This window comes from Vibrio cidicii (genome assembly GCF_009665415.1).
Lineage (GTDB): Bacteria > Pseudomonadota > Gammaproteobacteria > Enterobacterales > Vibrionaceae > Vibrio > Vibrio cidicii.
Window position 1 is genome coordinate 2,626,085 of record NZ_CP035921.1, and the last position, 12,977, is coordinate 2,639,061.

10 protein-coding genes are annotated in these 12,977 nt (G+C 47.0%); 8 read left to right on the forward strand and 2 right to left on the reverse strand.

Going from position 1 to position 12,977, the window contains the following annotated elements; translation table 11 throughout:
* The first annotated feature begins 10 nt into the window (after positions 1-10).
* The 3 genes from odhB (at position 11) to sucD (ending at position 3,449) form a co-directional block, all read left to right on the forward strand.
* Positions 11-1,219: a 2-oxoglutarate dehydrogenase complex dihydrolipoyllysine-residue succinyltransferase gene (gene odhB / locus EWA64_RS13160; protein WP_061894732.1), complete on the forward strand. Its 1,209-nt coding sequence runs from the start codon at positions 11-13 to the stop codon at positions 1,217-1,219.
* Positions 1,220-1,410: 191 nt separating this feature from the next.
* On the forward strand, positions 1,411-2,577 hold the full coding sequence (gene sucC, locus EWA64_RS13165) for an ADP-forming succinate--CoA ligase subunit beta (RefSeq protein ID WP_061894731.1): 1,167 nt from the start codon (positions 1,411-1,413) through the stop codon (positions 2,575-2,577).
* A complete protein-coding gene (gene sucD / locus EWA64_RS13170) occupies positions 2,577-3,449 on the forward strand; it encodes a succinate--CoA ligase subunit alpha (RefSeq protein ID WP_039424829.1) in 873 nt (290 codons plus the stop codon). The genes sucC and sucD overlap by 1 nt, the downstream gene beginning before the upstream one ends.
* 74 nt (positions 3,450-3,523) lie before the next feature.
* On the opposite strand, the gene znuB is transcribed toward sucD, so the two are convergent.
* A complete protein-coding gene (gene znuB / locus EWA64_RS13175; RefSeq protein ID WP_061894730.1) occupies positions 3,524-4,309 on the reverse strand; it encodes a zinc ABC transporter permease subunit ZnuB in 786 nt (261 codons plus the stop codon).
* Positions 4,302-5,087, reverse strand: coding sequence for a zinc ABC transporter ATP-binding protein ZnuC (znuC, locus tag EWA64_RS13180; protein WP_061894729.1), 786 nt, complete (start codon positions 5,085-5,087; stop codon positions 4,302-4,304). Before znuC ends, znuB begins: the two co-directional genes overlap by 8 nt.
* 80 nt (positions 5,088-5,167) lie before the next feature.
* On the opposite strand from znuC, the gene znuA reads away from it, so the two are divergent.
* The 5 genes from znuA (at position 5,168) to EWA64_RS13205 (ending at position 12,974) form a co-directional block, all read left to right on the forward strand.
* The gene (gene znuA / locus EWA64_RS13185; protein WP_061894754.1) at positions 5,168-6,043 is read left to right on the forward strand and encodes a zinc ABC transporter substrate-binding protein ZnuA; all 876 of its coding nucleotides are present in this window, start codon (positions 5,168-5,170) and stop codon (positions 6,041-6,043) included.
* A 171-nt stretch (positions 6,044-6,214) separates the two neighbouring features.
* The gene (locus EWA64_RS13190) at positions 6,215-9,589 is read left to right on the forward strand and encodes an AraC family transcriptional regulator (protein ID WP_061894728.1); all 3,375 of its coding nucleotides are present in this window, start codon (positions 6,215-6,217) and stop codon (positions 9,587-9,589) included.
* Positions 9,590-10,245: 656 nt separating this feature from the next.
* On the forward strand, positions 10,246-10,473 hold the full coding sequence (locus tag EWA64_RS13195) for a FeoA family protein (protein WP_039445513.1): 228 nt from the start codon (positions 10,246-10,248) through the stop codon (positions 10,471-10,473).
* Positions 10,474-12,747, forward strand: coding sequence for a Fe(2+) transporter permease subunit FeoB (gene feoB / locus EWA64_RS13200; RefSeq protein ID WP_061894727.1), 2,274 nt, complete (start codon positions 10,474-10,476; stop codon positions 12,745-12,747). It abuts the gene before it with no gap.
* Positions 12,744-12,974, forward strand: coding sequence for a FeoC-like transcriptional regulator (locus EWA64_RS13205; RefSeq protein ID WP_061894726.1), 231 nt, complete (start codon positions 12,744-12,746; stop codon positions 12,972-12,974). The genes feoB and EWA64_RS13205 overlap by 4 nt, the downstream gene beginning before the upstream one ends.
* Positions 12,975-12,977: the final 3 nt, after the last annotated feature.

The window sequence follows — 12,977 nt, forward strand, 5'->3', positions numbered from 1 at the left end:
AGAAACAGACATGACAATTGAAATTCTGGTTCCAGACTTACCTGAATCAGTCGCGGACGCAACCGTAGCGACTTGGCACAAAAAGCCGGGCGACAGAGTAGAACGTGATGAAGTTCTGGTCGATATTGAAACGGATAAAGTCGTTTTAGAAGTACCTGCGCCAGAAGCGGGTATTTTGGAAGCTATCTTAGAAGATGAAGGCGCTACGGTGCTTTCAAAGCAGCTTCTTGCGCGCCTAAAACCCGGCGCAGTGGCAGGCGAGCCAACCAAAGACACGACTGAAGAATCGGTAGCGTCACCAGACAAGCGCCACAAAGCTTCGCTAACGGAAGAGAGCAATGACGCATTGAGTCCAGCGGTACGCCGTTTGTTAGCTGAACATAGCCTAGAAGCGCATCAAGTGAAAGGTACAGGTGTGGGTGGCCGTATTACGCGTGAAGATATTGAGGCGCATTTGGTCAACGCAAAAGCGGCAGTCAAAGCTGAGGCCCCTGCTGCTGTTGCTGCGCCAGCTGCGGCTCGCAGTCAAAAACGCGTACCGATGACGCGTCTACGCAAAACGGTGGCAAATCGTCTGCTTGAAGCGAAAAATAGTACAGCAATGCTGACGACGTTTAACGAAGTGAATATGAAGCCTATCATGGATCTTCGTAAACAGTACGGAGACCAGTTCGAAAAACGTCATGGTATCCGTCTCGGCTTTATGTCTTTTTATGTCAAAGCCGTTACGGAAGCGTTGAAACGTTATCCGGAAATCAACGCCTCGATCGATGGCGATGACATTGTGTATCACAACTACTTTGATATCAGCATGGCGGTATCAACACCACGTGGTTTGGTGACGCCAGTTCTAAAAGACTGTGACACGCTGGGTTTTGCTGATGTTGAAAAAGGCATCAAAGAGCTTGCTATCAAAGGTCGTGATGGCAAATTGACGGTAGATGAGTTGATTGGTGGTAACTTCACCATCACCAACGGTGGTGTATTTGGCTCACTGATGTCAACGCCAATCATCAACCCACCACAATCGGCTATTTTGGGTATGCACAAGATCCAAGATCGTCCAATGGCAGTTGACGGTAAGGTTGAAATCTTGCCAATGATGTATTTAGCACTCTCTTACGATCACCGTTTGATTGATGGACGCGAGTCTGTTGGTTTCCTCGTGACAGTGAAAGAGCTGCTGGAAGATCCTGCACGTCTGCTGCTGGATGTGTAATTAAAATTAGACGTTCGGTCATAGATGGCTGGACGTCTAAAGTTTTCAGGGCTAGACTCGCTCAACGTCTGGCCTTCATTTGAGCCACTGGTGGCTTATTTGAGAAGCACCCTACGTACGTATAGCGCAGCGGTTGCTGCACTTTATGGAAATAATAAATCCCATAAGGGATAAACATACGGAATAACACAATGAATTTGCATGAATATCAAGCCAAACAGCTGTTTGCAGAATTCGGTTTGCCTGTACCGGAAGGCTACGCTTGTGACACCCCACAAGAAGCGTTTGAGGCCGCAGGTCGTATTAGTACAGCCAAGAAAGTCGTAAAATGTCAGGTTCACGCTGGTGGCCGCGGTAAAGCGGGCGGTGTTGAACTGCACGATACTAAAGATGGTGTGAAAGAGTTTGCACAAAAGTGGCTAGGTAAAAACCTGGTGACTTATCAAACGGATGCAAATGGTCAGCCGGTCACCAAGATCCTTGTTGAAGAAGCGTCAAACATCGCTAACGAACTCTACTTGGGCGCGGTAGTTGACCGTGCAACACGTCGTATCGTTTTCATGGCCTCTACCGAAGGTGGTGTGGAAATCGAGAAAGTGGCGGAAGAAACGCCAGAGCTGATCCACAAAGCGGCTATCGATCCACTGGTAGGCCCTCAGGCATACCAAGGCCGTGAACTGGCTTTCAAACTGGGCCTTGCGGGCGATCAGATCAAACAGTTCGTGAAAATTTTCATGGGCTTGGGCCAGATGTTCTCTCAGTACGACCTAGCACTCCTGGAAATCAACCCGCTAGTGATCACGGCTGAAGGCAATCTGCTGTGTCTGGATGGCAAGATCAATATCGACTCAAACGCGATGTACCGCCAGCCGAAACTGCGCGAAATGCACGATCCTTCACAAGAAGATGCTCGTGAAGCGCACGCGGCGCAGTGGGAACTAAACTATGTCGCACTCGATGGCAACGTCGGTTGTATGGTGAACGGTGCTGGCCTAGCAATGGGTACTATGGACATTGTTAACCTGCACGGCGGCAAACCTGCCAACTTCCTAGATGTCGGCGGCGGCGCAACCAAAGAGCGCGTTGCAGAAGCATTCAAGATCATCCTGTCTGATGACAATGTGAAAGCGGTATTGGTTAACATCTTCGGTGGTATTGTCCGTTGTGACATGATCGCAGAAGGTATCATCGGCGCAGTCAAAGAAGTCGGTGTAACTGTACCGGTTGTTGTTCGTCTTGAAGGTACTAACGCTGAACTAGGTCGTAAAGTGCTTGCTGAGTCAGGTCTGGATATCATTGCAGCTGAGTCGCTAACTGACGCAGCTCAGAAAGTTGTTGCTGCTGCGGAGGGCAAATAATGTCTGTACTAATTAACAAAGACACCAAAGTAATCTGTCAAGGTTTCACCGGTGGTCAAGGCACATTCCACTCTGAGCAAGCGATCGCTTACGGCACGCAAATGGTTGGTGGCGTTTCTCCTGGTAAAGGGGGGCAAACTCACCTAGGTCTGCCAGTATTCAATACCGTGCGTGAAGCGGTAGAAGCGACTGGTGCGACAGCAACGGTTATCTACGTTCCTGCACCATTTTGTAAAGACGCGATTCTCGAAGCGATTGACGCAGGCATTCAACTGATCGTGACCATCACTGAAGGCATCCCTACGACCGACATGATCGACGTGAAAGTGAAGCTGGAAGAGACTGGCGTGCGCATGATTGGTCCTAACTGTCCGGGTGTTATTACGCCTGATGAATGTAAGATCGGTATCATGCCTGGTCACATTCACAAGAAAGGTAAAGTGGGCATCGTTTCTCGCTCTGGCACTTTGACGTATGAAGCAGTAAAACAAACTACAGACGAAGGCTTCGGCCAGTCTACCTGTGTTGGTATCGGTGGTGACCCAATCCCGGGTTCAAACTTCATCGATATCCTAAAACTGTTCCAAGAAGATCCAGAAACTGAAGCGATCGTCATGATTGGCGAGATTGGTGGTACAGCAGAAGAAGATGCCGCTGCATTTATCAAAGAAAATGTGACTAAGCCAGTGGTGTCTTACATCGCAGGTGTGACCGCGCCTCCGGGCAAACGTATGGGCCACGCTGGCGCAATCATTTCTGGTGGTAAAGGGACAGCAGACGAGAAATTTGCTGCACTGGAATCTGCCGGGGTGAAAACAGTTAAAAGCCTTGCTGACATTGGCAAAGCGTTGCGTGAAGTAACGGGTTGGTAATCTGAACAAACAAATAGTAAAGCCAGGTTCATACCTGGCTTTATTTTTACTTGATAAATACGGTGGGCTCACATTTAACTGTTGCGTGGTACGAGCTGTGAAAGCACAAACAAACTTGTCGCGCTGATGACGACAGAAGGGCCCGCAGGTGTATCGAAATGCCATGAAAGTGACAAGCCAGACAAAACTGAGACAACACCCAAAAATGCGGCTGTAAATGCCATTTGTTCAGGAGAAGAGGCAAAACGTCTGGCGGTAGCTGCAGGAATAATCAGCAGAGAGGTCATAATAAGAGCGCCGACAAACTTCATCCCGACAGCAATGACAATGCCGACCATGAGCATGAGTACCAGACGAATCCAATCGGTGTTGACTCCTTCCACTGCGGCCAACTCTTCGTTTACCGTCGTTGATAGTAGCGGGCGCCAGAAGATAAACAAGGCTGCGGCAATCGCTAGGACACCTGCGTAAATGAACAGCAGATCTTGTGTGGAGACCGCCAAAAGATCGCCAAACAGATAACTCATCAAGTCCACACGTACATTGTCTAAAAAGCTTACCGCGACTAAACCGATGGAAAGTGCGCTGTGGGCGAGAATGCCAAGCAAGGTATCTGACGCAATCAACTGCTGTTTTTGCAAAGTGACCAAAATGACCGCTAAAGTCAGACAGCAGACAACCAATGCTAAGTAGAGATTGATGTCGAGCAGAAAACCGAGCGCTAATCCCATCAGGGATGCATGGGCGAGCGTGTCACCAAAATAGGCCATTTTCCGCCAAACAACGAATGAGCCAAGAGGGCCGGCGATAAGCGCGATACCGATACCGGCTAGAATCGAAGGCAACAAAAATTCAATCATGATGATGTCCGTGATGGTGATGACCGCAGCTTGTCGCCTCGCCAGAAACGGGTTGACCCGCTAAATCATGGTGATGATGGTTATGTTGATGGTGATAAAACGCCAGTGATTGCTGAGTGGCTTTGCCAAACAACGCAATGTAAGAGGGGTGCTGGGTAATATCTGCGGGCGAACCTGAGCAGCAAATGTGATGCTGTAGGCATATTACATCGTCAGTTTTCGCCATGACAAGATGAAGGTCATGAGACACCATGAAGACCGCGCAGTGGAAGCGATGGCGGATGCTTTCGATGAGTTCATACAGGTCAATTTGCCCTTGAATGTCGACGCCTTGAGCTGGTTCATCCAGCACCAACAGATCTGGCCGTTGTAGTAGGGCCCGCGCGAGTAAAATGCGCTGTGTTTCGCCCCCAGAGAGTTTGTGCATATTGCTCTCTAGCAAATGTTCCGCGCCAACCAGTTTCACCGCTTCAAGAGTTTCCTGCGAGCTGTATTTGCCCGAGAGATTGAGAAAACGCTTCACCTTTAGCGGGAGAGCATCATTGAGTTTGAGCTTCTGTGGCACGTAACCGACCTTGAGCTTGTCCTGGCGAGTAACGCTACCATCACTGGGTTTAACCAAACCAAGGATAACTTTGACCAGTGTGGATTTACCCGCACCGTTTGGTCCGATAAGTGTGGTGATTTTGCCTTTATGCAATTCGAGGCTGATGTTATCGAGAACTGCTTTGTCGTCAAAAGTGACGCACAGGTTCTTGAGACTGACTAACGCCGACATGAATGGAACTTATTTGCAATTGATGAGTGTTATAAAGTAACATTTTACTTCACTTAATGCTACTGCCTTACTGGGGAATGATGATGCGCGCGTTTTTAACTGGATTATTACTTTTATTGCCAACCACGGCTGGGGCTGTGGAGGTTCTTACCAGTATCAAACCCATCCAAATGATTGTCCATGAACTGATGCTTGATGTCGATAAGCCGGATGTACTACTCGCTAGTAATGCTTCTCCACATGATTATGCGTTGCGCCCTTCTGATATGAAGAAAATCCGCCATGCTGATTTGGTGATTTGGTTTGGCCCAGGTTTAGAGCCTTTTATGGAAAAGTTGCTAGAAAGCCATCCGCAGGTGGTCACTATCGGTGCGATTAAGGATATCCCGCTACGTGAATATCAAGATAATCACGGCCATGAAGGGCACAATCACGGTAGCTATGATCCTCACTTTTGGTTAGGTGTCGATGTGGTTGAAGTCGCCGCCAAAACAATCAGTGAAAAGTTAATAGAATTGGACTCGGCCCACCAAGATATTTACCAGCGCAATCTCACTCGCTTTCTTACGCAGTTGTCCAGTACCGATGTACAACTTAAAGAGCAGTTGAACGACGTTTCGAAGCTTGGTTACTTTGTCTTTCACGACGCGTATGGGTATTTTGAGTCTCGTTACCAGTTGAACAACCTTGGCCATTTCACCGTAAGCCCAGAGCGGAAGCCGGGCGCGAAAACCTTGATCCAGATCCGCAACCGACTAGCAAAAGGAGATGTCCAGTGCGTGTTTGCTGAACCGCAATTTACGCCAGCAGTGGTGGATACGGTGATTGGTAACAGTCCCGTCAATCGAGGCGTGCTAGACCCGATTGGCAGCAAGTATACCGTTGAAAACGGCAGCTACTTCCGATTCCTCAATGGTTTAGCTGGCGACTATTTACAATGCCTGAAGCAGCCGTAACGATTTAACGGAAACCGTTTACGTGATCTAACAAGGAAAATAACGCAAGTTGATGCTATCAGCCTTTAATCAGCTCGGAATTGATATATCATACTAGATAATTATCAGCTCAAAAAAACATCACTACTGATAAATGTCCGGTGATCACCCGACTATGAAAGGAATTTTCTCTTGCTCCGTATACTGGCCCTTCTACTGTTTGGGCTTGTGCTGCCATTGGTAGCACAAGCTGAAAATGGCCAATCTGTTATTTTTTACCCGCTGCCCGGACAGGAGCAGGGAACTTTTGTTGCTGCAAAAAACCTTTTTATCGGCAAAGATGGCGGACTGTGGATCCATGATGTGCATGGCCGAGTGCAGTTCTACGATGGTAATACGGTGCTTCCTAAAAAAGGGAGCCTTTTAGAGTTCAACGCTGAACAAGTTGCCTTTCTACAAGGAAGTTTCTGGACGTTTGTCGACAATGAAGTCTTTCAAACCTATCCAAATCGCAAACGCTCCTTGATATTTAGCCTCAGCCCTGGAGCGCAAATTCGCAAAATTGGCAGTTCTGAACAGTATATCTGGGTCAGTGACGGAATTAACTTTTACACCTATAACGTCGAAAATGGTCAGCTTGAGACTTATTCACTCTTATCGCTCTATCAAAACAACCACAGTAGTTACGTGTATATCAATGACGCGCAGCGTGTATTGAGTAAATGGGTGCTTGGAACAACGGCAGGGGCGTATCTTTCACAAGAGAAACAGTTTACCCATATCAAAGCATCGGGTAAGCATGCGGTCTCGAAGCTTTATTTTTCCAACACCCGACGCGAGTTATTAGTGGGTACCATGCGTGGAGCTGTGTTGGTAAATATTTTTCAGCCGTTGCAACAAAACGTGATGATTGGCGATTCTCATGTACTGTCCATTAGTGAAACGAGCCAAGAATATTGGGTAGGAACAGAGCATGGATTGTTTAGTTATTCATTTCTGAATGGGCAAGTCACGCCAGTCCAATCTTCTGAACACCAAGGAATTGATCTAGAAAAAAGGAAGATCTACGCATTGGTGAATGATGGTAGTGGAGGTATTTGGGTAGCAACCAACGCAGGTTTGCTTTATCACTCTCTATTTAGTCGCAAGTTTGAGCGGTTTAGTCCTTTTTCGCCAGGAAACAGGACCCAGATGACAGGGCTTATACATAAAGCTTTGTATGATTCTTTAGGGAAACTTTGGCTGAAAGATACGCAAACCCTTTATCGTATGGACACCGGGTATGTGCTCACACCTATCCATCTAACCGAAAAAGTAAACGACTTCGCGATTGCCCATCATCAAGCTTGGATTGCAACGGAGAATGGGATTGTTATCTACGATACCGAAAAACAACGTTTTATGCACAATGAGACAGTTGCTCAACTGGCGGGTAAGCCTATTGATAATATTGCCATCGATAAGCAAGGTACCGTCTGGTTTAATAGCGGCTATCGTTTGTTTTCTTTAGACACTATGACACAACAGCTCAAAGACTATGGCGAAAAATGGATAGTGCCTACTTACTTACCTGCACAGATCCTAGGTCTTGAGGTTGATACAGGAGAGCGTCTGGTTGTTCGCACCGATCACGGTGCCTACACCTTGACAGAAAATAAAATCCGCTTTGATCGTAGCAGCTCTGTACTGGGCGAAAGCATCGACATCGTCCGTGCTATGGATGAGACATTGTGGCTCGCGGGCTCATATGGACTCTATCGTAAAAGCAAGAGTGAGAATTCCTTTATCGAGCTACCTTTACCACAGGAAAACGTCAGGCCAGCCTGTTTGATCCCAGATAGAGAGGGGGTTTGGATGTCGAGCTCGGTCGGGTTGAGTTTTTACAATTTTGCCGGAGAGCTAGTAAAGCATTTTGGTGAGCCGAACGGGATCCTTAGCAACGAGTTTTTACAAGGTGTGTGCGCCTCGAGCTCGCTGAATGAGGGCGCTTTTGGGCAGTTGTTGTTTGGTTCAAAAGAGGGGCTTCTGTTTGTTAATCGTCAAGAGCTATTGATTTCAAAATTACCTCCAGTACAGGCGGTGATTAGCCAAATGCGCGTTGATAACCAAGTGCTGGTTACCGGTTATCATCAATCTGTCCCAGAGCTTATTCCCTATGGCGCTTCTGTCAGCTTTATGCTCGGAGTGATGCCTATCGCCTACAATCAACCACTCTACTACCGCTTAAATCAAGATAAGTGGCATGCCACGGAAGCAGGCCAAATTGCTTTTGAACACCTCTCACCGGGTGCTTATCAGCTAGAAGTGAAAGCGGCACAAGGGGAGATGCTATCGGTATCGATTCATTTTGTCGTGGAAGAACCTTGGTATCTGACGAAAATTGCTTGGCTGTTGTTTGCGTTCTTTTCGATTGCATTTGTGGCTTTGCTGTTTGTTTGGCGTTCGCGCTATGTAATGGCACATAACCGTGAGTTAATGGCTCAAGTTGCTTTGAAAACCAATCAGTTGCGGCATCAGAGTCGCGTGCTGCTCAACAGCAACCAACAGTTGCGTAAGCAGATACAAGTTCGCAATCTTTTAGTCGATCACGTAGCTAAATCGGTGAAATCTAGCTTAGATGCCATTGTTCCTCAGTCTGATTCCTTGCTGGAAGGAGATAGCCGTGATCATCTTAATAAAATTCACATGCAGTTGGATGAATTGCTTAGTTCCCCTAACGGATCCGAGGAAAACGCGCTTCAGCAGTACAATCTAAGCCAAGTTATACACTCTGTGGTTGCCGTATGGTTTGACGATCTAACTAAAGCGGCTATCACTGTGGATACGAGTCAAGTGCAAGCCAATGTGAGAATTACGGTTGATTGTTTCAATTTGGATGTGATCTTAAATAGCATCCTCGCCAGCGTCGTGCGGCGAACTTACCGTGGACAAACATTGGAAATTCACCTGCGAGAATCAGAGCAGTATGCGGAGTTGTCATTTATTGACTACGGGAATGCGCTGCCTTTGAGTCTATCTGGTGATGCTCTGAACAGGAGCGTGGGGAGTAAAACTCAGATTGACCTAAGTATTGAAAACGTACCCGCGTTGGTTGCCGCCAGCGGTGGTCAATTTAGTGCTTTTATTGGTGATGCGCGCAATAAATTGCATCTTTGTTGGCTAAAAGCGCCCGAGTTTGATTACCTACCCGAGCCGCTGCTGCCTAGTATGGAAGAAATAAAGCTGCCAGCAACGCCAGAACTTGACTGGTTAAACAAGGTCGAAAGTCTGGTCGCAGAACACTATCAAGATGCGGAATTTGGTACTGCGATGGCAGCGAAGATGTTGTATGTTTCGGAGCGAAGTTTACAGCGTCGCTTCAAGTCAGCCAGTGGAAGAACGTTTAAAGATTATCTTACCGAAGTCCGTTTAGAGCGTGCGTGTGAAAGCCTACTTGCTGGCGAGAAAATTGCCGATGTTGCTTTCTCTTCTGGTTTTAACGATCCGTCCTATTTTAGCCAACGCTTCAAAATACACTTCGGATTATCTCCTTCCAAGTTTGCGTTGCATCAGCAGGAGCAAGACTAAACCGCTCACGATAGCTTTATGTTCACTTTGGCTAGCCGTTTGATAGTAATTTTCTTAGGGCATGCTGGTAGTAGAAGATCAGCGTGCGGAGAAGTAGCTTCAATACCCTACACAGTTCAATGAACGAGCGATTGAGAGCGACTAAAAGTTTTAGTTGAAGGATGAAGAGTGTAAAGAGTAGAAAGAAGTATCAAAAGAGTAGAAAAAAATATCGTGGTATAGCCGGGGGGACTATACCACGGGTGTCAATGACACCTTCGCTTGCTGCCGGAGTGACACGAGTAAATCGTGCCACCTCTGGAATCTCTGAGAGAACATGCTCTCGATGGGTTCACTATAAGAGAATGCACTTATTTTCTTTATAAAAATAACGCCATCATTACCTGATAAATGCGACACTTTCTCCGGTTTGGAATTAAGCTGTTGAAAATAAATTATTTTATTTTAGTCCTCACAGAGGTGTAAAAATTTTGCCAATTTAAAGTTTGAATTTGGGCAATGATTTTGACGAAAGTAACGAGGTGCAAATTGACGAAAGTTACGGCTTCAAAAATGTAAACTTTGATTTCACGCAATAAAGCGCTGGGTATTGAGCGATAAAATTACACCACTAATAATAATCCTTCTCATTTCAATTTCCGATTAAGGTATCCATCATGAAGTTATCCGAATTAGCGCAGGGGCAGTGTGCGACCGTACGCGCTTTCCTCTCTCTCTCCATTGATGTCAGAAAAAAGCTGATGGTAATGGGGATATTACCGGATACCGAGATCAGACTGATTCGCCGAGCACCGATGGGCGATCCGTTGCAAGTCGAAGTCCGTGGTGTGTCACTTGCGGTTCGAGAGAACATTGCCGCGCAGATCGAAGTGGAGAGCAAATAAATGCAGTATCAAATTCTGACCGTTGGCAATCCGAATAGCGGTAAAACAACGTTGTTCAATGGCCTGACAGGTGCAAAACAGCAAGTGGGAAACTGGGCGGGGGTCACCGTTGAGAAAAAAACCGGTCGTTACATGCACGCCGGGGATGATTTTGCTCTGACGGATCTACCGGGTATCTATTCACTCGACAGCGGTAATGACAGTAACAGTATTGATGAATCGATTGCCGCTCGAGCTGTATTAACACACCCCGCCGATCTAATTATCAATGTTGTGGATGCGACAAGCCTTGAACGCAGTCTCTATATGACTCTGCAACTGCGTGAGCTCGGGCGGCCAATGATTGTGGTGCTGAACAAAATGGACGCTCTAAAGAGAGAGCGACAAGTACTCAGTGTTGAAGAGTTGGAGAAGGTGTTAGGTTGCCCAGTGGTCACTTTGTCTGCGACTGATAGTAAACAGGTTCTCCAGTTTAAAGAAAAACTGCATAAACTTTTGCTACAGGGCGTAGCACTCAACGACGTAGCATTAGACTATGGCACCGAGATGGAAGCGGCGATCAAAAATTTGCAGCCGATATTTACGAGTGCTGAAGTGGCTTACCGCGCGTTGGCGATTCGTGCTTTGGAGTCGGATACCTTAGTGTTAAATAGCCTTAGTGAAGGTCAACGAAATCAAGTCTTGTTGCACAAAGGCAATTTAGAACTTGATATCGATTTGCAAGTAGCCAACGTGAGATATACGTTTTTACATCAAATCTGTAAGCGCGTGCGTCGTACCGAGGGCAAATTAAGCCGCAGCACTACCGAAACCCTGGACCAGATTATCCTCAACAAATGGATCGGCATCCCTTTCTTTTTTGTTGTCATGTATCTGATGTTCATGTTCTCCATCAATATTGGCAGTGCCTTTATTGATTTCTTTGACATCGGAGTGGGGGCTTTACTGGTTGATGGTGGCCACCACTTACTCGATGACCATTTGCCTGTCTGGTTAGTGACAGTTTTAGCCGATGGTATTGGTGGCGGCGTACAAACGGTTGCTACCTTTATCCCAGTGATTGCTTGTTTGTATCTTTTTCTCGCGATACTCGAAAGCTCCGGTTATATGGCAAGGGCCGCATTTGTGTTGGATAAAGTGATGCAGAAAATTGGCTTGCCGGGCAAGGCTTTTGTCCCACTGGTGTTGGGGTTTGGCTGTAATGTGCCTTCAATTATGGCAACGCGCACTTTAGATCAAGAACGTGAGCGAAAGCTGGCCGCATCAATGGCTCCTTTTATGTCCTGTGGGGCTAGATTGCCCGTTTATGCTCTTTTTGCTGCCGCCTTTTTTCCCGGTGCGGGGCAAAACCTTGTCTTTGCTTTGTACTTACTTGGTATTGTGGCGGCGATTTTTACCGGGTTGTTTTTGAAAAAAACGCTGTATCCCGGTAGTAGCGACAGCTTATTGATGGAAATGCCTGATTATGAGTTCCCGACGATGCAAAACGTGCTGTTAAAAACATGGCAAAAGCTAAAACGCTTTGTATTGGGTGCCGGCAAGACCATCGTCATGGTCGTCGCCATTCTTAGTTTTCTAAACTCGCTTGGCACTGATGGCAGCTTCGGTAATCAAGACAGTGAAAACTCTATGCTGTCGAAAGCGGCGCAGGTAGTCACACCAATTTTTGCACCGATAGGCATTACGCAAGAGAATTGGCCTGCAACCGTAGGTATTATCACCGGCATTTTTGCCAAAGAAGCCGTGGTGGGGACGTTGAACAGCTTATACACCACGCCCGGTGAGGAAGAAGCGGCAGAGTACGATTTGGCAGGCAGTTTGAAAGAAGCGGTGATGACTATTCCAGATAATTTAGCCGGTCTGAGTTTTTCCGACCCGTTGGGGATTGAAGTGGGTGATCTGTCTGACGCGTCTGTGGTAGCGGAAGAGCAAGCGGTGGATGCCTCTATTTTTGGTAATTTAACAGCGAAGTTCGCATCTGGTCACGCCGCGTTTGCCTATCTGATCTTTATTTTGCTTTATACGCCCTGTGTTGCGGCAATGGGGGCTTATGTACGTGAGTTTGGTGCGCCTTATGCTCGCTTTATTGCTCTGTGGACCATGGGATTGGCCTACAGTGGAGCGACATTCTACTATCAAGCCGCACATATCACAGATCATCCAATAAGTAGTGTGGTTTGGATGGCCTCCATTATTCTGCTGTTTGTTTTGACCTACCACCGACTAAGACGAGCAGGCAAAAAAGAACGTCGCTTAGAGGCAACCTTAGCGTGATTTTGGATGAACTTTATCAGTATGTCGCCGAACAAGGGATGGTTTCTTGTCGTGATTTAGCCAAGCATTTTGGCATGAGTGATGACGGTGTTGATGCCATGCTTAGTGTGTGGATCAAGAAAGGTAAGATCAGCCGCTTAGTCGATACCAACCAGGCGAATCACGTCACGCGCGTGCGCTATACGGTGACCCCAAAAGAGGGATTGTCTCTCACCGTCACAATGTGACCA

Bases quoted from the DNA above. Each gene is read 5' to 3' on its own strand.
- feoB (WP_061894727.1), top strand. From the start codon at position 10,474: ATGCAGTATCAAATTCTGACCGTTGGCAATCCGAATAGCGGTAAAACA.
- odhB (WP_061894732.1), top strand. From the start codon at position 11: ATGACAATTGAAATTCTGGTTCCAGACTTACCTGAATCAGTCGCGGAC.
- sucD (WP_039424829.1), top strand. From the start codon at position 2,577: ATGTCTGTACTAATTAACAAAGACACCAAAGTAATCTGTCAAGGTTTC.
- znuB (WP_061894730.1), bottom strand. From the start codon at position 4,309: ATGATTGAATTTTTGTTGCCTTCGATTCTAGCCGGTATCGGTATCGCG.
- znuC (WP_061894729.1), bottom strand. From the start codon at position 5,087: ATGTCGGCGTTAGTCAGTCTCAAGAACCTGTGCGTCACTTTTGACGAC.
- znuA (WP_061894754.1), top strand. From the start codon at position 5,168: ATGATGCGCGCGTTTTTAACTGGATTATTACTTTTATTGCCAACCACG.
- EWA64_RS13195 (WP_039445513.1), top strand. From the start codon at position 10,246: ATGAAGTTATCCGAATTAGCGCAGGGGCAGTGTGCGACCGTACGCGCT.
- sucC (WP_061894731.1), top strand. From the start codon at position 1,411: ATGAATTTGCATGAATATCAAGCCAAACAGCTGTTTGCAGAATTCGGT.